Origin of the sequence: Bacillus sp. cl95, assembly GCF_900115925.1 — a bacterium.
Taxonomy (GTDB): domain Bacteria; phylum Bacillota; class Bacilli; order Bacillales; family Cytobacillaceae; genus Neobacillus_A.
Map to the genome: position 1 here is coordinate 77,143 of NZ_FOYF01000003.1, position 21,884 is coordinate 99,026.

The window sequence follows — 21,884 nt, forward strand, 5'->3', positions numbered from 1 at the left end:
TATAGTGATTAAGAGCCTCAGTGCTCTTAATCTTTTTTTATGATTTCATGATGAATTTTGAATGGAGAAGAGGCAAATGGATAGAATTCTACTATTTGTATATGGATTATTGAGAGTGAATGAACCAGACCATTATCTATTAAAGGATGCAAAGTGTGTTGCGAGGCTAAGTTGGACTACAGGAAAATTATATGACAGTGGAATGGCATACCCGCTGATGATATTTGATTCATCGGAAAGGGTCTATGGTGAACTTTATGAGGTGACTAAAGAGCAAATAATAGCAATTGACCTACATGCAAGAAGTCAGAATAAATCCATTCATCCTATGAGAGTGAAACGGGATATCCAATCCGATTTTGGTACCTTTGAAGCTTTTGTTTATAACTATGATAAATCCCAAATGGAAAACTTTCAAAAAGTATCATTCGGTGATTGGAAATGTCATAGGTATCTACGAAAAGAAAAGCTATTTTATTTCGCATATGGCTCATGCATGGATACGGAAGAGTTTCGACGAAAAAAGGTGGAGCATCTATTTACTGACATTAAAGGGCGAGGGATTGTTGAAAAGTTAAAATTAGCTTACACACATACCACCTCTGATGGTGGATGCGCCGATCTTATAGAAAGTGATGAACAGGTTGAAGGAAAGGTATATGAAATCAATCAAAAAGCGCTGAAATATCTGTTTCTCCGCGAAGGTGTCTATTTAAAAATATACCGTCCAGCTTTTATTGAGATCCATATAGAAGGTGTATGTTATGCGAATGTATTAACCTTTTTAGTCGTGAATAAAAAGCCTGAAACGGCACCATCAGAATATTACGCAATGGAAATTCTTCGTGGAGCAAAAAGCGTGGTTAGTGCAGAATATTCCAAAAAGCTACAAGACGACCTATATAAAAAATTTCAGATGAAAGTTTCATTCTAAAATTGAAAATTGTAGCTGATAATACCTATACTTTTATATAGAAAGAGAGATTTCCAGTAGGAAGTCTCTCTGCTTTATTACCGATAATTTATTTTAGGAAACCAGCAAGTCTTTTTGCATATCGCATATTCGTTTTGAGAATCTCATAATACAGCTCAGGAAAGCCCGCTTTAATAGCGATATTATGCGAAGGATTGCAATGCTGAATTTCAATAATCCGTAGATTTCCCTCCTTATCAATTGCGATATCTACACCAGTATTTCCAAAATGGACACCTGTGTGATCGATTGCTTTAACAGACTCTATAGCTATTTCGGAAATTGCCTGTATTAACAATTTGTTATCCAAGTCGTTAAGCTTTAGGACTTCTTTAATTGTTTCCTCGCCTGATTTTACTATTGGAGAAAGGTTGCTAAGAATGTTTCCTGGCTGGCCATGTCTCGCAAATATCCCCATTACCTGCCAATGCGCATTTTGATTTTTGATAACAATCACACGAAAATCAATGGTGCGCTCTTGATAGGTGATCAACTCTAATGCTTCTTGAATCATAAACTCATTTTTTGCGAAATATCTTTTAAACAGGGAATAACCTTTATCTTTGTTTTTTAAATGGATTTTGTCTATTTGTCCGGTTTTGGGGTAGGTGATCACAAGATCCTTCTCGTCAACGGAAATCTTATAGATAGAGGACCCTTTGGAGGCATTTATGGATTTGACAATCATACTTGGAGAATGCTTAAGAAATGAATAAATATCATGAGGAGATGAATAAAGAGTCGAAACGGGAAGATAGTTCTTAAGATAGGAGGAAGCTTCCAAAGTTTTGTGAATGTCCCATTTATTGAAGTAGAAATCATTAAAGACGGAGTCACCGATGACGGATTTAAAGTGCTTGACCCATTTAGAACTAACAGTTCCTGTCTTAATCATTATGGAGGAAGGATAGGGAAAAGTACCTTCGTCCCATAGGTTTGTGGATGGATTATAAAGATGTCCTTTCATAATAAGCTTAGCTTTGTCCACATTTTCTAAAGAGAAAACAAGAACGGCACCCCTAATATCTTTTTCGTAATGATGTAAATAATCCAATAGTGTTTCAAGGCGTTTATTTACGGAGATTTCATTTGATCCAGCAAGTATTCCAATATATGGACCGATTATAATTTCATTGTCATTTTGCACAATATCAAAACGGCAATTTAGAGAGATTCCTAATTCTCTTATAAGGTCTGAGGATAATCTTATCTTGTCCAAAGGAAGATTTGCAGAAAGATAGACATCTATTGGAACGGCGCGTATTCCAAATCTAATTAATCCCTTCTGTGAATCGTCTATCTGCAAGGCCTTTGCTGCTTTGGGATGAAGGGTTAAGCGTCCTTGGTGATCGTTGTCGGATGTTATTTGTATATTATTCATTGTTAAACCTCCTAAAAGAATCTATGGATTATTGTATGAAGGATAAGATGATTATGTTTCGAAGTAGATACCATTTGGGAGTCAAGTTAGCTGGAAATGAGCGATTTTTCATATTATACTCTTGTTTCTTTTTCAGAAGTCATTATTCCCTTTTTGAATAATGGATAATAGTGGTAGAATAAAAGAGTATTTTGATCAAGGGAGGATGACCTTTGGAATTAATTGAAAAAGCTCTACAAGTGGCAAGTCAATCACACGAAGGACAATATCGGAAAGACACCACGATCCCGTACATCACTCATCCAGTCGCTGTCGGTATGATGTTAATGAAGGCAGGATATTCAGAAGAAATCATCGCAGCTGGAATTTTACACGATACGGTCGAAGATACGACGGTTACTTTGAATGAAATAAGAGAATTGTTTGGTGAAAGAATTGCTTCCATTGTTGAAGGCTGTTCGGAACCCGATAAATCTCTTTCCTGGGAAGAAAGAAAAACACATACAATCGAGTACTTAAAAAACGCTCCCGAAGAAATAAGAGTAGTAGCTTGTGCGGATAAACTTCACAATATCCAATCCATCATCAATGATTACGAACAGTTTGGAGATAAAGTCTGGAATCGATTCAACCGAGGGAGAGAGCAACAAGAGTGGTATTATACGAATATCATAGAAAGTCTTGCTCATGAATCGGATTTTTCATTAGTAAATGATTTGCGAGATAAGATTGCTTATCTTTTTAAACAATATGTAGTGAATGAAGACGACTTTTCCGCAACAGAGGATGCTGGATTAGATAAGGATGACATGCTAGGTCGGGTTTATCCAGGAACCATTTAAGGGAGGAATCAAGGTGGAGGAGCAAGTAATCAAGGCAATTCAGGATGAATATCCAGATGATTTTGCCTGGTGTTATGGTTGCGGCAGAATGAATGAAGAAGGTCATCATTTTCGCACAGGATGGCTAGGCGATCAAACGGTAACCGTTTATACGCCGAAAGCAGAACATATTGCACTACCAGGTTTCGTGTACGGAGGCATTGTTGCTTCTTTAATCGATTGTCATGGCACAGGATCAGCAGCTCTAGCACTACATAGAAAAAATGGCCACGAGCCAGGGGATGGCGCAGAACCACCAAGATTTGTAACAGCATCTCTTAAAACAGAATTTCTGAAACCAACAGCACACGGCACCCCATTAAAAGCAATCGGAACAATCGAAGAAATTCATCCGAAAAAATGGAAAATGGATGTTGAGGTGTTTGCAGAAGATACCCAATGTGCGCGTGGGGAAGTCATCGCTGTGGTCATGCCGAAAACCTTTGTAAGTAAACAATAGTGAACAATAGAGTATCTACGACCTCAGTCATTCATGATGACTGGGGTTTTTCTATATAAAAATGCCGAATAACAACGACTTTCAAAAGGGAAATAACATCTTACGTCGAATTTCTTCCATAAGGAGATGAATAACGTGGATACAGTGACATTAGTGACTTTTAGAATAAAAGGGTTATTAACACCAATTAAGATTGCATCTAAAATGGCACCATCTCAGGAACAAATACATAAGAAACTGTTGGATATCAAACAAAAACATCAACTAGAGGGCGAGCTTGAGTTCAAGAAGCTCGTACAAGAAAAAGGTAAGAAAATGTACATTTATAAAATAGGCGATAGTAGATGTGTCGTCATGGTTGAAAAATTGCAGAAGATTATTGAGTTTGATTCTATTAAATAAGTCCTATACTACAAAAGGTACTACATTTATTCGTATAGAAAGAATTTAATTTAGGCGGGTCATATGAGAAGGATTAGAAACATAAAAAGAGAAGATTTTCCGAATATCATCCAATTAATTGATGGTTCTTTGGGTGAGGGTTACTTCAATCAAGAACAATTAACAAAATATCTTGATGGGGATAATTTTGGCTTCGTTATGACGAAAGATGATAAGATTGTTGGAGTCATCCTTAACGACATAAAGTCTGTAAATGAGTTGTGTGAAGAATTAGGGATTGATCCTAGTATCATTACGAGTCATTCAAATGAATCTTGTTTCGGATTGCTAAATGTGGTGGTTGTGAATCCTCACTGTCGTAAAATGGGCATTGCACACTCATTAGTGGAACGGACCGTTCATGAATTTGAAAGGAAAGAAATCAAGGGAATTGTAGTAGAAGCATGGAAAAAACCAAATGGAATCGTCAATATTGGAAGGCTATTATATGAATTTGGTTTCAGTGAGATTTTAGAAATTGATGAGTACTGGAAGGAAGACAGCCTTAAAGAAGGTTTCGATTGTGTGTCATGTGGTTTTCCCTGTACATGTTCGGCCATCATCTATTTAACGAAATGATGAATTACATAGAAAAAGAACATTTATTGTGCACGACGTGTAAAACAGGGTATGCACGGTAGAATAAAGTGTTACAATTGTAAGGCATGATTTTAGATTATCTATAAAGGGAGTTAATGTTGTTGAATAATAAAGAAGTGAAAAGTGAGTTACCTGAGAATTACGAGGAATTAAAAAAAGCGGCAAGTCGTACATCTAGTTGGAGAGACCGATTTGATGCCATTGATGAACTTGGAAAGTGGAAGAGCAAACAGACGATCGATATCCTAAAATCTAGAATGATGAACGATCCTGTTTATAAAATACAAAAGAATGCATTCCATAAGCTCCAAGCCTTTGGGGAAGATGTTCAATTACCTCCAAAGAAAAAAGGGGAATTGGTTAAGGATGCAACGAAAATTTTCAAACGCGTGAAAAAGAGCCTACCTGAAGGCCATTCATATGAAGAGTTTGCAGAGAAGTTAAAGAAAATGAGACTCGATGTTTATGATGCGTACGAAGGTGAAAAGGGTAATGAGTTTGAAAATTGGTTGAAAAAGGCATGGTTGTCTGTATAATCTGGTGATTCGTATCTGTTTACATGAGAAAGTTTTGTTTCAAAACCTTGATGAAGAACATTTTGCTGGTTATATGAAAGAGATTTGTACTTCATAGCCATGATGAATAACATTTCTCGGGTTTCATGATAGAGATTTGTTCTTATAAACCTGAATGAAGAACTTTTCCCGAGGCTCCATCAATATTTTTTTCATCCCGAAACGTCCTGTAAATTGATACAGGACGTTTTACTTTTGTTCGTGCTTAAGTTTTTATTTTGATTTCATTTTGGCCAGTAGGATAGATACCAAATATATGGCGATCTCTACACACAATTAACTGACTCAATGTGTTTATAACATAATAGTCGCCACCTTTTTTGCGAAGTCGAGACCGTTTGTATTACTAATCATCAATTTGGTCACTTTAACATGTTAATCAAGTCCACGAAAATGAGAGAGTTCTTGGTCAAGCCTTTCACCAATTATTTTTAATTTTTTTGCTCTTCTTGAAAATAATCACGTGTCTGGCTAAAGTCTAAGCTGTCAAATTTGATTAGAACACCTTTGAAGTCGTAAAAGGGCTCTTTTGACGAAAAGTTTTATTGACAATTGTAGCTATTCGGTAATACTATATACTAGTAGTCAGTAATACTGAATATAAGTAACACAAAATACCTGTGTTACAGAGTACTGAAAAAATATAAGTGAAATATAAATGGAGGTAAAGAATGGAAAATATCACGGAAATGCTGAAAGGGGTGCTTGAGGGTTGTGTGCTTGAAATCATCAGCCGTGGCGAAACTTACGGCTATGAAATCACGCAACAGCTACGAGAACTTGGCTTCACAGATGTGGTTGAAGGCACAGTTTATACGATTACAATGCGGCTTGAGAAAAACAATCTGGTGGACATCGAGAAAAAGCCATCCACTATGGGACCGCCGAGAAAATTTTACACACTCAACGCAGCAGGTCAAGAGCAACTTGAGGTTTTTTGGAAAAAATGGGATTTCATCTCAAGTAAAATTAACGAACTTAAGACTAAAATAAAATCAAAAGGAGAGAAGTAAAATGAATATTTTTGAAAAAATTATCGGAAGTATAGATGACAAGCGGGAATGGAGGGCGATGGAGGCACGTGCGAAGGCACTTCCAAGTGAGTACCGCAACGCTTACAAAGCTATCCAAAAATATTTGTGGACAGCTGGTGGTGGTCCCACTGACTGGAAGGACAGTAGCCGAATCTTTGTCGGCATTCTTGACCTCTTCGAGGAAGGCGCAGCGGAAGGCAAGAAAGTCACCGACCTTACGGGCGAGGACGTGGCTGCTTTTTGCGACGACTTGGTGAAGGATGAGCAAACTTGGAAGGACAAATATCGCAAGAAGTTGAACGATACGATTGGTCGTGGCTAATGGTAAATTCCAAGTAAAGTTTCACCTAGCATCGACTCTAACCACGCAAACCGTCACTGGGAACGACTTGGCTTCCTTTCCGACAAACTAGTGGCTACCGCTAAAAGCTATGTCGACAAGTATCGTAAGTATTTAAATCAGCGTATCATGAAGCGATTGGAAAAAAGTAAATTCAATAGATAAATTCGACTGAATAGCTGGTTACAAATGAAATTGTTCCCTTCACTATTCAGTTATATTTTTACCTTAGTAGTAAGTAATACAGAATATCAGTCAGACAGAGTAGTGAGGTATAGCCAATCTAGCGCCTTGCTGGGCTAATTATAAGGAGGAAAAAAGTATGAGCAATACAGCGATTTCTGTAAAAGGGTTAAAAAAATCCTTTAAAGGAAAGGAAGTCTTAAAGGGGGTGGATTTTGAGGTGCAGCGTGGCGAAATTTTCGCACTACTTGGCTCAAATGGAGCGGGCAAGACGACGACGGTCAACATCCTCTCGACGCTTATGAAGCCCGATGGCGGCGAAGTCGGTATTTGCGGCTTTGACGTCCAGCGTCAACCGGATCATGTTCGCCAAAGCATCAGCCTGACAGGGCAATTCGCTGCATTAGACGGCATGCTCACAGGAAGGGAAAACCTGATGATGATCGCCAAGTTGCGGGGAGTTTCCAATCCCTCTCAAGTCGCTGACGATCTGCTTGTAAGATTCAGCCTGACCGATGCGGCCAACCGCCGGGCCGATAAGTATTCCGGTGGGATGAAGCGCCGGCTTGACATCGCCATGAGCTTGATTGGTACGCCAGAAGTCATTTTTCTCGACGAACCGACAACAGGGCTTGACCCCGAAGCGCGGATTGAAGTCTGGGATACCGTCAAGGAGCTTGCCGGCGGAGGCACGACCATCTTGCTAACGACTCAGTATCTGGAGGAAGCCGAACAACTGGCGGACCATATCGCCATCCTGCATGGCGGAAAAATCATCACAACCGGTACCCTTAAAGAACTTAAAGAGATGTTCCCGCCAGCGAAAGTGGAGTATATCGAGAAGCAGCCAACATTGGAGGAAATTTTCCTCGCGATCATCGGCAAAAAGGAGGAGATGTAAATGAAAAGCAAAACAGGGGTATTACTAGGACGTTTAATGCGCAACGTCATGCGCAGCCCGGATACGATTATCACTGTAGCGATTACTCCAATTATGATGATGCTGCTATTTGTTTACGTATTTGGCGGCGCCATAGAGACGGGAACTGACAACTACGTCAATTATTTATTGCCGGGAATCTTATTGATGGCTATCGCATCCGGGGGCGCTTACACTTCCTTGCGGCTGTTTAACGATGTCAGGAGCGGGCTGATGGCGCGTTTCATTACGATGCCTATCAAGCGCTCGTCGGTATTATGGGCTCACGTGTTGACCTCGCTTGTTTCCAATGCACTTACTGTCGTTGTGGTTATCCTCGTCGCCATTTTGATGGGGTTCCGTTCAAGCGCTGATATCCTGAATTGGCTCTCGGTAGCTGGGATACTCGGGCTTTTTACTCTCGCGCTTACATGGCTAGCGGTCATTCCCGGATTAACAGCGGGGTCTATGGAAGGGGCGACAGCTTACTCGTATCCGCTAATTTTCCTGCCGTTTATCAGTTCGGCCTTTGTCCCTACCGAAACCATGCCTAAAATTGTCCGTACGTTCGCTGAGAACCAGCCCGTGACTTCAATCGTGAATGCGATTCGTGCCCTCTTGTATGAAGGGTCTGTCGGTAACGATATCTGGATTGCGCTTGCCTGGTGCGTCGGCATCATGGTCATCGCTTACTTCTTCGCCAGTAAACAATTTAAACGCCTGTAAGGGTAAATACACCATTAAGGGATTAGTCAAATCAATAATCTATCCGCTCCAAATTTATTTTCTACACATGGAAAGCGAATATCTTTTTGAAAAAACTGAACAGTATTTATGAAATAAAAGTTAAGTATGCGAAGAAATGTACTAAAAGTAACGGGGCTTTAGTTTATGAAGAGCCACTATTCAGCATAAAGAAAACTCGCCATTTATGGGGCGAGTTTTACTTTTTAATATGCCATTTATGATGTCAAACTGACTGTTATTTTGGTGTGTTTTTTATAAAACGCACCTCGAAACGGAATCCATTAGATTATTCCGGAGGCTTTTTCCAATGAAAAATTATAGTGATTTAGTTGTCCAAGACTCAACGTTCCAAACTTCATTCACAACTGCTTGATAAAATTCAGGTTCATGGGAGATAAGCAAAATGCTGCCTTTATAGGCTTTCAATGCACGCTTCAGCTCTTCCTTAGCGTCTACATCCAAGTGATTCGTAGGCTCATCGAATACAAGGACATTGCTTTCGCGGTTCATCAGCTTACAAAGTCTTACTTTCGCTTTTTCTCCACCACTTAAAACGGAGATCTTACTCTCAATGTGTTTGCGTGTAAGTCCACATTTTGCTAGTGCGGCACGAACTTCAGCTTGACTTAAATGAGGGAACTCATTCCATATTTCATCGATACATGTGTTTGAATTCTCGCTTTTTACTTCTTGTTCGAAATAGCCTACAAACTGGTATTCGCCGCGTTCAACTGACCCGGAAATTGGCTTGATTTCTCCAAGGATGCTGCGAAGAAGGGTCGTCTTACCGATACCATTCGCTCCAACTAAAGCGATCTTCTGACCACGTTCCATCGTTAGATTTAACGGTCTTGATAGTGGTTCGTCGTAACCAATGACTAATTCTTTCGTTTCAAAAATCAATTTACCAGAAGTTCTTGCTTCCTTAAAGTTGAATTCAGGCTTTGGTCTTTCCGCTGCGATCTCAATAATGTCCATCTTATCAAGTTTTTTCTGTCTGGACATCGCAAGGTTAGCAGTAGCTGCCCTTGCTTTATTACGCGCAACAAAATCTTTTAAGTTCGAAATTTCTGCTTGCTGTCTTTTATAAGCAGCTTCTACCTGTTGCTTCTTTGCTTCATAAATAGCAAGGAAGTTATTGTAGTCACCAACATAACGATTCAATTCTTGATTTTCCAAGTGATAAATGACATTTACAACGCTATTAAGGAAGGGGATGTCATGTGAAATCAAAACGAATGCATTCTCATATTCTTGAAGGTAACGTCGTAACCATTCGATATGTTGTTCATCTAAATAGTTCGTAGGCTCATCCAGTAGAAGAATGTCTGGCTTTTCAAGCAAAAGCTTTGCCAATAAGACCTTCGTTCTTTGTCCACCACTCAAGTCATGAACGTCTTTGTCTAGTCCAACCTCATCTAGACCAAGTCCGCGAGCAACTTCCTCAACTTTTGCATCAATAACATAGAAGTCGTTATTTGTTAACATGTCTTGCAAAGTGCCAACTTCTTCTAATAACTTATCCATTTCTTCTGGTGTAACGTCACCCATTTTTCCGTAAATATCATTAATGTTTGTTTCAATATCAAATAGGTATTGAAAGGCAGTCTTTAATACGTCACGGATCGTAAATCCTTTTTGTAAAACAGCATGTTGATCAAGATAACCAACACGTTGATTTCTAGACCATTCCACTTTTCCATCATCAGGCTGCAATTGTCCTGTGATGATATTCATGAAGGTAGATTTCCCTTCACCATTTGCACCAATTAATGCGATATGCTCGCCTCTTAAGAGACGGAAAGAAACATTATCAAAAATAGCACGATCACCAAAACCGTGGCTAAGGTCTTTTACAGTTAAGATACTCATATGTTCACACTCATTTCATCAGCTTTTATAAAAACATCTATATTTTTTAATCATTTTTGAATTTAGGTCACAATATAAGATTATACTATGTATCAACATTTATGGAAATAGGTTCGATCACCAATTGTCGTTAAAACTAGTGATTATGTCATAGGTGAATGGTTCTCTTGCACATATATAGGTAATCTGTTATTCTTTAGAAGAATTATTTTTGTTCGGCAAGAATTGGTAAGTGACTAAACTTTCGATCTTGAACTATTGAGCAAGAATAGTACCACAAGTGTGCAACTAGCACACGCAGGAGGAAACACACATGGAACAAGGTAAAGTAAAATGGTTTAACGCAGAAAAAGGATTTGGATTCATCGAGCGCGAAGGCGGAGACGATGTATTCGTACATTTCTCAGCTATCCAAACTGAAGGCTTCAAGACTTTAGACGAAGGCCAAGCAGTAACTTTCGAAGTAGAACAAGGTCAACGTGGACCACAAGCTACTAACGTTCGTAAAGCTTAATTTTAAACAACACATTCGAAACAGACCCTATTAATAGGGTCTGTTTTTTTGTTTTTCAAAAAAAACAAGGGACCTCCATGAGTTCCCTTGTTCTATATAAGTGTTTAAAATTCTATATAAAATGGCTGTGCATCCTTATCCAAACTGTATTCAATTCTTTGTCTGAAATTCAAAAACGTGACCATTTCCAAGGCTTGCTCAATAGGGAAGAAAGCTACTTCTAAACTCTCTGGAGCAGTGGTTAATTGGCCTCCAACTGGCTTTGCTAAGAACAGCGTATTACAAATCGATTCTTTCACATTTTGAAATATTCCATAAAATTTTATAACCTCAATATCAATCCCTGACTCCTCTTTCGTTTCCCTTATTGCCGCATCTTTCAATTACTCGCCTTCTTCAACTTGTCCACCTGGCATTTCCCAACCTCGTCTAGGACCTTTGATTAAAAGAATTTCCTGTTGATCGTTGAGGACAATCGTCGCCGCTGAAACGATATGTTTTGGCGGAAAACGGTTGAAAAAGGTAGGTTTTGAAGTCGTTTTACACATTTTTCACACAAAAGATTATCTTAGGATTGTAGAAATAGTACACAATTACTTCACAGTAGACCCATACTGCGCAACTATGATTAATATAATTTATAAATTTGAACACAGTCCTTTATCTTCTGGGTGCTAAAGTAGTATTCTTTACTTTTAGTTTTTTCACTTCCATTATCTTGTCTAATGTAAATAAAAAATGGCTATTTTATTTCAAATTACTTGAATCTCTGAAACGTTGGAGTCCAGCTTCGACCGCGATAGATACCGAATGGAATTTGGATCCTGGCGTTGGAGGAGAACTAAGCCTATAAAAAGGATGGGGTTATTTTATTAAAATGCGAGTTGTAACAAAAGGGCATGATATGATTTTTCGAATTGTAATAAAAAAATATTATTTTGAAGGAGAGGGATTGAAAATCTTGCTCAATCGGTGAATGATTTGAAAGTCGAACAAGAATTGACCATATTTTATTAGAAAAAACGGGTAATTAGGTTTGCCCGTTCTTGTGTTCTTCTTTATATGAATAATAGAATGTCTTTACAGCCCCGAACTTTATATGAGGGTAATCGTCAATTAGCTGCTCTACAATCCACGTGAACTTTTCTTTAAGATTTTTATGTTCGGTCGTGGTATTGAAATACTTAATGAGACGGTCGTTCCGCTTTTTAAGAATAACCTTTTCATTAAGTCCTAGATTCGCAAGGTGATATTTAACCATGTCTCTACTGATACCTAACTTTGTTGATATATCCCTGACCTTCATTCCTCCTAGAGTAAATTCCTTCACTACATTTGGTATTACTTTACTGGCATTTCTTTTGTCTTCCTCTTGTCTTGCGTTATAAATATCTGGATAATCTCCGCTATATTCTCTTAGGGATTTTCCAACCAATATTCGGTTGATGTATTTATAAGTGAATCCAACTTCCTCGCTTATTTCACGATTGTTGTAACCGGCCTTATCGAGTTCAATGATCCGTTCCACTAACTTTCTGTGGAAGTCCATACGGTCCTGTTCTGCCTGTTTTTTGTTAATGTCCGCAACCAGATTATCCAAACATTTGATTGTTGTATCTTGCTGTTTATCTTCTAATGAAAGGAAGAATTCTTGCTCTCTAATCCATTTGAAAATACTTACACGTCTAATGCCGGCATTGTTACTTTCTGTTGTTCTGCTTCCTATTAAATGAATGACTGTGACTTTCGAAAAGGCATCAATGTATTTTTCTACCTCTTTTTTAATTCCTGTCTTAATGTGCCTTTTAATATCGATGGCTTCATTTTTATGTGGGTCATATAAGTCTGGAATTAAGTTATCAACCCGATGTCCATATTCTAATGGTGCTGATAACTCTTCAAGCATTTCAATGATTTTAACTTCTATATGTCTTCCTTCATTCAAGAACTTGCCTACATTTTTCATCCCGCTCACTTCGTCAGGATCTACCCCCATTTCTAAGAGGAATTGGCGGTACTTCCTGCTTCCTTTGTATGCTTTTTGTATGCTTTTATAAAAGGCTGTATGAGTGTCTTTGATGAAATGTTCACTTAAGGTGATATTGTGCTTTAGAAGCAACTTTAAATACATTTCTCTGGTTTGCTCTGTCCAGAATCCTCTTACGTTGCCATAAAATTTTAACAGTTCTCCATCAAACGCTAACTGGACGAGTTTATCAATGGTATAAGGACCAGGATGAGCAAACATAAATCGAGTATTCGCTAGGGGTAAGCTTGTTCTAAGGGAGGTGGGGCAGCTGATGTTATCTCCATTGTACACTTTTGCTTTTATCCATTCGTTGGAGTTTTTACGTCTGACATAAGGATCATCGCCGTCCATCTTTATTCTGTTGGTAAGTATAAGTTCTTTATGGTATATATTGAGCCGATCCAAGAAATCGTTTTTCATTCGTCTAATCCTTTCATCGTGTTTTCGGTATGTTCATTATGTCAACTAATCGAAGTATGTTCAACAATGAGAGACGGTTATCGCTAGTGGTCGCCATTGGTAATGAGTGGATATATAACCTGAAAGTATAATAATGAAGGTGGTATACATATGTAGAATCAATGTAACTGGTATATCATTAATGTGAGACTCTTGCTACACAGTACAAGGATACTGGTAACTAAGTAATCTCCGTTAAAGGCGACCACTCTTTTAGGGTGGTCGTTTCGTCGTATTTGACCCATAATGCGCAACAATTAATTTCTATTATGAACGAATGTCCTTTAATGGAGATTTTATTTTATCGGTGGTAGGCTTTCAACAGTCGGTCCAAATTCGTGAATTGGCTTGGTATCACATTTAAGTTTTTGGGGATTAATCGGAATGAACCATACATAAATATATGAAGTTTTTAAAAGCTAGAGAAATTTTCGAAAGTGAAATAAACGATTTGATAGCCAGTAAAGGACCACTATAAGCTCGAATAAGACAATTGCAACTTACCTAGGCTCAATAGAGAGGTAATTGAAGAATAACAATTAGGAGTGGGAGAGTCATCATTAGATGATTCTCTCGTTTCTATATCGGTTTTGTAGGCTTTAAAATATGAATAAAAGTAATTCTAGTAAATTTAATTATATTTAATAAATCTAAAATGATATTATATTATATGGGTAATTTTCCCTATACCATCAGTATAATCAGATTCAACTATTTAAAGCAGAAATCTGTATTGAATACTGTATGTTTTGATTCTCAGTAGTGCAATACGAATTAGGTATATGAGAGGGGGAGAAATATGATTCTGTTTGATAATGTGGAATACGATCGTTTTTTTAATCCGCTTTGTTGTAAAAATAAAAGGATATATTATGAATGCATTTTACAGCTCATAGAAAAGTCAAAGTCAGTTCCTCTTCTTTATGAGACGGACGCTAGAGACATCTTAATTTTGTATCTCCGTAACTATTCTTACACTATGGAAGAAGAAGATAACGCTGGGAATGCTGATGAGAATATTAGCAGTAAGAAATCAGAAGTTGAAAATGCTAGTGCAATCCTAAGATATTTCAGATATTGTGGGTGGATTTCAGAACGCGAGATTGGAAGAAATGGTGACAATATTGCTACTGTTACGCCTTATTGTAGGAAGATGATTGATTCGATTGAGAGAATTTTTAATCGTGATACAAGTGCGGCTTTGACTAACCATATTTTCTCAATTTATGATATTTTACATTCTGCATTTATAGACCATGGCAGAACTCATAGACCATATTCCAATATTCTGGTACCAGTATCGGATAGTGTTTCAGACTTAAAAAATGAACTGTTGGTGCTTAAAGATAGCATTAGGTCTATTATGCGCATAATCATAAAAATGACAGAGACCAATGAATTAGGACAGTTCCTTATCAAAGATGAAATGATGGAGTCTTTCTTTAATGATTATTTTTTCATAAAGAAGGATGGTTTAATACCCGGATATATTTCTGAAATCGAGAAAATGCTTAGACACATTACCAATACGGAAGTCTATGAAAATATGATTAAGGAATATCAAAAAATAAATAACGCAACCGAAATCGCATCTCGTGAAATAGTAGATAGCCAGCTTTCTGAAGTGCAAAGTTTTATCAGCTATGATTATGTCAAAGAGATAGATTACATAGATAAGAAAATTAATAACTATTACAGCTTGTATTCTACAAGAATTCTTATGGTCTTAAGCAATAATGTTAATATGCAGACCTATTTAAATGACTTGCTGATGACAATTAAGGATTTTGATCCGAATGAAAAGAAGGATATTATTGATTCTATTTCCAAGTGTTTTGGCTTGCAGTCATACAAATATGTTGGAAGAAAATCAATTGAACGTCGAAAGAAACGCAAACCGAATACAAAGAGTGGAGCTATTATTACCAGTTCATTATCAGATGAAGAAAAAGCAAGACTTACTAAGGAATTGTTATACGAATATCCAGATAGGTACAGCGTGAAGGAAGCAATAAGTTACTTTGATAACTTACTTGAAGGTAAGGCAAGTTTAATACCGGATGAGACGTTGGTCAAAACCAGAGATGATGCCATGATGGTAGCAGCCAGTATTATATATTCTGGGGCTGGAGATTTTCCATATGGGGTTGAATTCTTGGAAGGAACTATAGAAACAGAAGTTGCAACGATAAGCAATATACGAATTAAGAGGAAGAATTAAATGAGTGATATCAAATTAAACATTTCTGTAAAAGAAGAAAATAACATATTGTTCAAGCGTTGCATTCGTAAGTTGTTGGATTCAACGTTCATTGTTGGTGACAAGGATGATAAGTTGTATGCATTTATATCAAGAGAATCAAATAGGCAGGATGTTTCAGATTACTTGCGTATGATTGGATTTGATGTATTAGTAGATACAAATGTAAGAATTGCAATGCTTAAGCCTCATGAGGCTGATGAAGAAGCAGTAGGATTAAAACGAGCAAATGTTGTATCTTTCACAACAGAGCAATACCATCTACTGCTTGTGCTTTGGGAAGTATATCTGGAGAACCTGGGTTATAGTGATGAGAATGTTGTAATGCTTGGTGATCTTATTGATAAAGTCAAAGCATATGAAGTAGACATGGATAGTAAAAAGTTATCAGCAGCTATGAAGATTTTTAAGAAATATGATCTGGTTGATTATGATCCAAAGGATAAGTCGGAAGATGCTATTATCACATTGTATCCGTCATTACAGTTTGGTTGGGATATTGCACAATTCCAGACAGTTTCTGCGGAATACATGAAGAACAACCAGACAGAAGATGACCTGGAAGAACATAATACAGATAGTGATGAAGATGAGGAGGATGTGGAATGATCAGATTGAAATCAATTCGATTGATCAACTGGTATGGATTCAGCCAGATTACTGTTCCTATAGGCATCTTCACTTTAATTGCGGGTAAGAATGGAAATGGTAAATCAGTTTTGTTGGATGCCATAAAATATGCATTGTACGGGGATACAGTCTTTAATAAATCTACAGAGAATAAAGGAAGCAGAACGGTGACTTCATATACACGAGGTCTGCTTGATGCCACTGCAGCCACCTTTATGAGACCTGCAGAACAGATGCCAAATGTTTATACACATATTGTGCTTGAAATGGCGGAGGTGGAGCTTGGAAAGAGTTTTATCCTAGGAACAGTAATAGATACAGACTCTGGGAATGGATTTTTAACCAGAAGATATGTAGTAGAGAATAAGAAACTTGAGAACATTGCTCATACATACGAAGATAACGGACAGGTCATTCCATATAGTACATCAGAATTGCAGAAAGTTCTGGGTGTAAAAATGATGGATGTAAAAGAGGGCGTACTCAAATTTATGCAGCGAACAGGACTTCGCTTGAATGAGCAGCAGTTAGCATCTTTCCGAAGAAAACTTCGTAGCATTATGTCTTATGATCCAAATGCTAAGATTGATCAGTTTATCAGAGAAAGTGTATTAGAGGAAAAGAAGGTTGATTTCTCAAAGCTGGTAGAAGCCAAAAATAATATTGATACTTTGAATAAGAATTTTGCTACTATTGACGCTGAAATTAAAGAACTTAGCGATATAATCAAGCTTTTTGACGGCTTGCAAAATGCTAGAAATGTCATCCTTTCGGATGATGTGAAGATTGCATATAGAAAATTATTGAAGTGCAAAAAAGACATTGAAGAAGCTATAAGAAATATGGACATGGCTAATAGACAGATTGAGGAAGATGAGAAAAAGCTTAAAGCAATTGCTGACCGTGAAAAAGAACTTCGTGCAGCTTACAATAAAGCGAAAGATAATTTGAATTCTATGGACTGTGCGAAAGCAATTGAAGAGGCTGAGCAGGCTTTGCAGAATGCACAGGATGAAAAAGAGAAACTTGAAAATGAAAAGACCGCTCTTATTGAATTCCAGACTAGAGTAAGTCAACTGTTATCCTGGTTTTATGAAAAAAACCTGGCAATTGAACACCAGGATGTATTGTCTTCATTAACTTTGGATAATTTCTCAAAGATTCAAAAAGAAAGTAGTGTTGATTATCTTTTAAAGAAAATCAAAGATCATAGGGATGAGATCTTAGCTGAAATAACCAGAATTAAGGATGAATTGAAAGAAAATGGAAGACAGCAATTAAAGTGGCAACAGGTTATTGATGATTGTGATTCAAAGAAGACAACATTTTCACAAATACCTGATTATGTCGCATTAAAGAATGAAATTAATAAAGAATTTGGAAAAAGAGGCATACCATCTGAAGCTTGTTTTGCATGTGAGTATGTAATTGGTTTGACAGATGAGTTATGGCGAGATGCAATTGAAAGCTATCTTGGAAGACGAAGATATACTATTTTGGTTGAGCCGGAATATTATGACATTGCAGATGATGTACTTAATGCATCAAAAAACAGGTATGCGCATTTATTCAATACAAAGCTTTTAATGAAAAAAGTGATAACACCTGAAGAGGATTCAGTTGTTCAATTTATTGAAGTAAAGAATCGGGTTGCAAAGCAATATTTTGATTACCAACTTGGGCGTTTTCATGCAACCACAAAGGACAAGGTGAAAAATTACGAGAACGCTATATCAAAAGATGGAAGAGTATCCGTTGCAATGGATAGTTTCTTCCTGCGCTTCGATAAGATAGGGTTTTACTGTTTAGGACAGGAAACAATTGAGTTAAACAGAATAAAAGCTAAAAAAGCACTGGAAGCTTTATCTGCTGAATACAAGGAATCTCATGAGCGATTGCAGCAGGAAGAATCAAATAAGTCATATCTAGATACAGCTATGGAGTTCTTTGGTGAGAATAATTTCGATGCCTGCAGATTGTATGATGAAGTATTAATGGATTGTGCTAAAAAAAAGGATGAATTAGAACGTTTGAAAGACGCTCAAAAGAATAACCAAGAGTATATGGAACTTGCTGAGCAAGTCTATAGACTCGAGCAAAATCTTGAGGCTATGAATAGAGAACAGGATGCAGTTCGTGACAACAGATCTGCTATGCAGACGGAATATAGGATAAACGAAAACAGGCTGAAAGAAAAGAATGAGAGTATCACAAGTATAGAGAGTGATTTGATAGAATTTGAAATGACTAATAATGTAGTATATACAAAGGCTATTGAAGATTACGAAAAGCATATTGCAAATGGTCCAGGCAGTGCTGGTGGTGTATTAAAGGATAGAGCGCGTTCAGAACGTTCTCTTAGAGAAGCAGGGGATAAGCTTACAGGAGCTCAAGCTGCATACAATGCAGTTAGAACTGAAGATAATCAGTTACCAATGTCTGATAAATCCAGAGCTGTATATGAGTCAAGAAAATCTAGAATCTGGATGGATGATTTGCAGGAGATACAGGAGAAGTTAAAAGAACAAACCAGACGATATGAAGAAATATTTAAGAATGAGTTTGTACTTACTGTGTTGAAGTCCTGTGAAGCAGCAAGAGATGATCTGAAGTTAATAAATGCGGAATTAGCAAGACTGAAATTCAAGTCGAAATATGCATTTGATGTTAAGTACGTTAAGGATGGTTCTGATTATGGAAAAATCCTTGAATATGCTAATTTCTTAAAAGAACGCGAGGAACTCGGAACTACATCAAGTCAGATGACTTTTGATGCAATGGCATCCTATTCAGATGATAAGGGAGTAGAGCTTGAAAAGGAGATACGGAAGATTATTAACCGAATTGTGGGGAGTAACGATAAGAATCAGATTGAGCATTATGCAGATTATCGAAATTATATGACATACGAAATCTTACTTACAAATGATGTTCTTAGGTCAGCCAAGCTTTCAAAACAAACTGGTTATAATTCTGGTGCTGAAGTTCAAATTCCATACATGCTTATTTTGTTATCAGCATTATTAATGATTTACAATGATAAGCTTAATTCAACAAGACTAGTATTCATAGATGAGCCATTTGCAAAAATGGACCCAACTAATGTAAAAATCATGCTTGGATTTATGAAGGAGCAGAATCTTCAGATGATTTTCTGTGCTCCTGATAAGACAGAGCTGATTGGTAATGAATGTGAAGTTGTTTTACCTGTTCTTAGAACCCAGGTAGATTTGATGGAGATAGGAATTGTTGAAATGCACAAGGGAGTGTAGCGATGGAATACGGAGAGAAAATCCTCACATATTTAGTTGATAATTATCGGAAAAGTAAGAAGGATTCTGGAGATAACAAAACGAATAGGAGAACGCAGGTAAAACCTGAAAAATTATATAAAAAGTATAATGCTAATGATGGGGATTTTGAAGAGATATCCAGGTTGAATCAAGCGGTAAATGAGTTGACGGAGAAAGGCTTTACTTATAGCACCACAGAAACCTTTGGAACTCAGTTACAGAGTATTTATCTTGTTGATGAAAGAATTCTCGATATTGAGAAATACCTAAGTGATAAGTATGGTTATGTGTCAAAGCATATGCAGATTGAACAGTTACAATTTTTGGTTGATTGTTACAAGAATGCCTCTCCTATATGTGAAAAAGAATGTGCACTATTATTGAAGAGCATTGATAATAGAAAGATTCCAAAGAATTATGAAGAACTTGATAATGTTTTCAAAGCAATTTCGTTCATAGAAAATAACCAGACGGATTTATTCATCAGAGAAGTTTCAATGAAAGTTTATGGTGATTCAAAGTTCTTTGAGAAAGTAACAATGCATCCGGTGTGTACTTTATTACGCAAGTATTCAGATAGAACTATTGAAGAAAATGAGCTTATTGATGAAATTCTGGTGGATTATCACATATATAAAGAGCCTCAGAAACTTAGTATTAAAGGAAATGTGGTGATTACCATTTCTGACAAAGATATGGATCTTAGTGGTTTTTCTGAAGGAATAGAAATCATGGCTTCAGATCTTAAGCAAATTCAATCTGTAAAAATATGTGCTTCGAAGTTTATGACAATTGAGAATAGAACATCATTCCTGAGATACAAAGATGATGATACAGTCACCTTTAATCTTGGAGGATATGCTAACAGATATCAGCGCGAATTTATTAAACTGATTCTTGACACAAATCCAGATACAAAGTTTATGCACTTTGGAGACATTGATGCAGGTGGTTTCTGGATACATCATAATTTATGTGAGATTACAGGAATTGATTTTGCTATGTTTTATATGTCTTCTGATGAACTTAAGAATGAAGAGTATGAGTCATGCTTGCATGGCCTTACAGAAAATGATATAGCCAGACTTAAAGAATTAAAAGAGATGGATTTATATGAGCATACAGTTAATTACATGTTAGAAAATAATGTGAAGTTGGAGCAGGAAATTATTAGTTTGAATATGATGAATCGGAAGTTAATAGTGTAGCGCAACTAATAAAAATATATAAGTAGAAGAATTGTAGAATTCTATTAGCGAACAGTCACTGTGACTGTTCGCTATTTAGATTTTAAATGGAAATAAGGGAATACTAGTTGGTGATAAATTCCAGTACAACTATTTGATAGTATTATGAATAAACAGAGGTTGATCTTACCGATTTATTTTTAGAAGAACACTAACGAAATCAAAGTCAATTGCTGCATATTACAACGACATTGTCCAGGAAATACCAAAAGGATGATAACTAAAATTGGTTATTGTCCTTCTTCAACTGGGGGGTGAATCTGCGAAAAGAGATTCGTTTATTTCTTTATTGGGGTTAAAGATACTACTTTCTAATTAAATTCACACACATGAGCACCGAAACCACCAATTAGAGAGAAGTGTTCGTTTATGTATTTCCTTATAAGTGGGATATAGAACTCGTTAGAGGCTAAATTTAGAATTTTAAAACTCTATATAAAATGGCTGTGTATCCTTATCCAAACTGTATTCAATTCTTTGCCTGAAATTCAAAAACGTGACCATTTCCAATGCTTGCTCAATAGGGAAGAAACCAACTTCTAAACTCTCTGGAGTAGTGGTTAGTTGGCCACCAATTGGCTTAGCTAAGAACAGCGTATTACAAATTGAATCTTTCACATTTTGAAATATTCCACAAAATTTTATTACCTCGATATCAATCCCTGACTCTTCTTTTGTTTCTCTTATAGCCGCATCTTTCAATGACTCGCCTTCTTCAACTTGTCCACCTGGCATTTCCCATCCTCGTCTAGGCCCTTTGATTAAAAGAATTTCTTGTTGTTCATTGATGACAATTGTTGCCGCTGAAACGATATGTTTTGGCGGTGAATAAGTGATTTGGATACTTTGTTCCAAACGAATTCCTCATTTCTCTCCATTTTGTAGGTGGTTCCAAAAAATATCTTTTTGCTATTAAATCGGAAGATTCTGATAATACGAGTTTATCATAGGTTACATCAAGTGTTCCAGACCTCCTTACGTTCTCGATTAGTGTCTTAATCTGAACCATCCGTTCACAACAATTCCTTTTTCATAAAAAATATTTC

At 36.9% G+C, this 21,884-nt stretch carries 19 protein-coding genes and 1 pseudogene; 15 read left to right on the forward strand and 5 right to left on the reverse strand.

Annotated features, from left to right (window positions below):
• Positions 1–76 precede the first annotated feature (76 nt).
• Complete coding sequence (locus BMZ31_RS09430) at positions 77–934, forward strand: gamma-glutamylcyclotransferase (protein WP_175478060.1); 858 nt, start codon at positions 77–79, stop codon at positions 932–934.
• An 88-nt stretch (positions 935–1,022) separates the two neighbouring features.
• Here BMZ31_RS09430 and BMZ31_RS09435 read toward each other — a convergent pair whose 3' ends face one another.
• The gene (locus BMZ31_RS09435) at positions 1,023–2,354 is read right to left on the reverse strand and encodes a YheC/YheD family endospore coat-associated protein (protein ID WP_090831498.1); all 1,332 of its coding nucleotides are present in this window, start codon (positions 2,352–2,354) and stop codon (positions 1,023–1,025) included.
• A 212-nt stretch (positions 2,355–2,566) separates the two neighbouring features.
• On the opposite strand from BMZ31_RS09435, the gene BMZ31_RS09440 reads away from it, so the two are divergent.
• The 9 genes from BMZ31_RS09440 to BMZ31_RS09480 all read left to right on the forward strand — a co-directional run bounded on the left by BMZ31_RS09440 (position 2,567) and on the right by BMZ31_RS09480 (position 8,513).
• Positions 2,567–3,196, forward strand: a complete 630-nt coding sequence (locus BMZ31_RS09440; RefSeq protein ID WP_090831499.1) for an HD domain-containing protein — start codon at positions 2,567–2,569, stop codon at positions 3,194–3,196.
• 13 nt (positions 3,197–3,209) lie between these two features.
• The gene (locus BMZ31_RS09445) at positions 3,210–3,695 is read left to right on the forward strand and encodes a PaaI family thioesterase (RefSeq protein ID WP_090831500.1); all 486 of its coding nucleotides are present in this window, start codon (positions 3,210–3,212) and stop codon (positions 3,693–3,695) included.
• Positions 3,696–3,830: 135 nt separating this feature from the next.
• Positions 3,831–4,097, forward strand: coding sequence for a hypothetical protein (locus BMZ31_RS09450; protein ID WP_090831501.1), 267 nt, complete (start codon positions 3,831–3,833; stop codon positions 4,095–4,097).
• A 63-nt stretch (positions 4,098–4,160) separates the two neighbouring features.
• Positions 4,161–4,715 (forward strand): GNAT family N-acetyltransferase, encoded by a 555-nt coding sequence (locus tag BMZ31_RS09455; protein ID WP_090831502.1) that lies wholly within the window; start codon positions 4,161–4,163, stop codon positions 4,713–4,715.
• Positions 4,716–4,837: 122 nt separating this feature from the next.
• Entirely contained in the window at positions 4,838–5,272 is a 435-nt protein-coding gene (locus tag BMZ31_RS09460; protein WP_090831503.1) for a HEAT repeat domain-containing protein, read from the forward strand.
• A gap of 710 nt (positions 5,273–5,982) precedes the next feature.
• Positions 5,983–6,324, forward strand: a complete 342-nt coding sequence (locus BMZ31_RS09465; protein WP_090831504.1) for a PadR family transcriptional regulator — start codon at positions 5,983–5,985, stop codon at positions 6,322–6,324.
• 1 nt (position 6,325) lies between these two features.
• On the forward strand, positions 6,326–6,667 hold the full coding sequence (locus BMZ31_RS09470) for a DUF1048 domain-containing protein (protein ID WP_090831505.1): 342 nt from the start codon (positions 6,326–6,328) through the stop codon (positions 6,665–6,667).
• Between the two features lie 340 nt (positions 6,668–7,007).
• Positions 7,008–7,769 (forward strand): ABC transporter ATP-binding protein, encoded by a 762-nt coding sequence (locus tag BMZ31_RS09475; protein WP_090831506.1) that lies wholly within the window; start codon positions 7,008–7,010, stop codon positions 7,767–7,769.
• Positions 7,770–8,513, forward strand: a complete 744-nt coding sequence (locus BMZ31_RS09480) for an ABC transporter permease (RefSeq protein ID WP_090831507.1) — start codon at positions 7,770–7,772, stop codon at positions 8,511–8,513.
• Positions 8,514–8,849: 336 nt separating this feature from the next.
• Here the strand turns inward: BMZ31_RS09480 and BMZ31_RS09485 are convergent, their stop codons facing one another.
• Positions 8,850–10,406: an ABC-F family ATP-binding cassette domain-containing protein gene (locus tag BMZ31_RS09485; RefSeq protein ID WP_090831508.1), complete on the reverse strand. Its 1,557-nt coding sequence runs from the start codon at positions 10,404–10,406 to the stop codon at positions 8,850–8,852.
• A 313-nt stretch (positions 10,407–10,719) separates the two neighbouring features.
• On the opposite strand from BMZ31_RS09485, the gene BMZ31_RS09490 reads away from it, so the two are divergent.
• Positions 10,720–10,920, forward strand: coding sequence for a cold-shock protein (locus BMZ31_RS09490; protein WP_090831509.1), 201 nt, complete (start codon positions 10,720–10,722; stop codon positions 10,918–10,920).
• 104 nt (positions 10,921–11,024) lie between these two features.
• Here BMZ31_RS09490 and BMZ31_RS09495 read toward each other — a convergent pair.
• Together BMZ31_RS09495 and BMZ31_RS09500 are read right to left on the reverse strand one after the other, a co-directional pair.
• A pseudogene (locus BMZ31_RS09495) lies at positions 11,025–11,468 on the reverse strand (NUDIX hydrolase).
• A gap of 482 nt (positions 11,469–11,950) precedes the next feature.
• Positions 11,951–13,369: a hypothetical protein gene (locus BMZ31_RS09500; RefSeq protein WP_090831510.1), complete on the reverse strand. Its 1,419-nt coding sequence runs from the start codon at positions 13,367–13,369 to the stop codon at positions 11,951–11,953.
• An 838-nt stretch (positions 13,370–14,207) separates the two neighbouring features.
• Between BMZ31_RS09500 and BMZ31_RS09505 the strand changes: the two genes are divergently transcribed.
• From BMZ31_RS09505 to BMZ31_RS09520, 4 genes are read left to right on the forward strand one after another with little or no spacing between them, the layout of a single operon-like run.
• The gene (locus BMZ31_RS09505) at positions 14,208–15,629 is read left to right on the forward strand and encodes a Wadjet anti-phage system protein JetA family protein (RefSeq protein WP_090831511.1); all 1,422 of its coding nucleotides are present in this window, start codon (positions 14,208–14,210) and stop codon (positions 15,627–15,629) included.
• Positions 15,630–16,277: a DUF4194 domain-containing protein gene (locus tag BMZ31_RS09510; protein ID WP_090831512.1), complete on the forward strand. Its 648-nt coding sequence runs from the start codon at positions 15,630–15,632 to the stop codon at positions 16,275–16,277.
• Positions 16,274–19,570, forward strand: coding sequence for an SbcC/MukB-like Walker B domain-containing protein (locus BMZ31_RS09515; protein ID WP_090831513.1), 3,297 nt, complete (start codon positions 16,274–16,276; stop codon positions 19,568–19,570). The genes BMZ31_RS09510 and BMZ31_RS09515 overlap by 4 nt, the downstream gene beginning before the upstream one ends.
• Before the next feature lie 2 nt (positions 19,571–19,572).
• Entirely contained in the window at positions 19,573–20,799 is a 1,227-nt protein-coding gene (locus tag BMZ31_RS09520) for a Wadjet anti-phage system protein JetD domain-containing protein (RefSeq protein ID WP_090831514.1), read from the forward strand.
• A gap of 462 nt (positions 20,800–21,261) precedes the next feature.
• Here BMZ31_RS09520 and BMZ31_RS09525 read toward each other — a convergent pair whose 3' ends face one another.
• The gene (locus BMZ31_RS09525) at positions 21,262–21,693 is read right to left on the reverse strand and encodes an NUDIX hydrolase (RefSeq protein ID WP_090831515.1); all 432 of its coding nucleotides are present in this window, start codon (positions 21,691–21,693) and stop codon (positions 21,262–21,264) included.
• Positions 21,694–21,884: the final 191 nt, after the last annotated feature.

Excerpts from the sequence above, each read along its gene's own strand:
- BMZ31_RS09475 (WP_090831506.1), top strand. The coding sequence starts at position 7,008 with ATGAGCAATACAGCGATTTCTGTAAAAGGGTTAAAAAAATCCTTTAAA.
- BMZ31_RS09435 (WP_090831498.1), bottom strand. The coding sequence starts at position 2,354 with ATGAATAATATACAAATAACATCCGACAACGATCACCAAGGACGCTTA.
- BMZ31_RS09490 (WP_090831509.1), top strand. The coding sequence starts at position 10,720 with ATGGAACAAGGTAAAGTAAAATGGTTTAACGCAGAAAAAGGATTTGGA.
- BMZ31_RS09515 (WP_090831513.1), top strand. The coding sequence starts at position 16,274 with ATGATCAGATTGAAATCAATTCGATTGATCAACTGGTATGGATTCAGC.
- BMZ31_RS09510 (WP_090831512.1), top strand. The coding sequence starts at position 15,630 with ATGAGTGATATCAAATTAAACATTTCTGTAAAAGAAGAAAATAACATA.
- BMZ31_RS09485 (WP_090831508.1), bottom strand. The coding sequence starts at position 10,406 with ATGAGTATCTTAACTGTAAAAGACCTTAGCCACGGTTTTGGTGATCGT.
- BMZ31_RS09455 (WP_090831502.1), top strand. The coding sequence starts at position 4,161 with ATGAGAAGGATTAGAAACATAAAAAGAGAAGATTTTCCGAATATCATC.
- BMZ31_RS09465 (WP_090831504.1), top strand. The coding sequence starts at position 5,983 with ATGGAAAATATCACGGAAATGCTGAAAGGGGTGCTTGAGGGTTGTGTG.
- BMZ31_RS09430 (WP_175478060.1), top strand. The coding sequence starts at position 77 with ATGGATAGAATTCTACTATTTGTATATGGATTATTGAGAGTGAATGAA.
- BMZ31_RS09470 (WP_090831505.1), top strand. The coding sequence starts at position 6,326 with ATGAATATTTTTGAAAAAATTATCGGAAGTATAGATGACAAGCGGGAA.
- BMZ31_RS09500 (WP_090831510.1), bottom strand. The coding sequence starts at position 13,369 with ATGAAAAACGATTTCTTGGATCGGCTCAATATATACCATAAAGAACTT.
- BMZ31_RS09480 (WP_090831507.1), top strand. The coding sequence starts at position 7,770 with ATGAAAAGCAAAACAGGGGTATTACTAGGACGTTTAATGCGCAACGTC.
- BMZ31_RS09520 (WP_090831514.1), top strand. The coding sequence starts at position 19,573 with ATGGAATACGGAGAGAAAATCCTCACATATTTAGTTGATAATTATCGG.
- BMZ31_RS09505 (WP_090831511.1), top strand. The coding sequence starts at position 14,208 with ATGATTCTGTTTGATAATGTGGAATACGATCGTTTTTTTAATCCGCTT.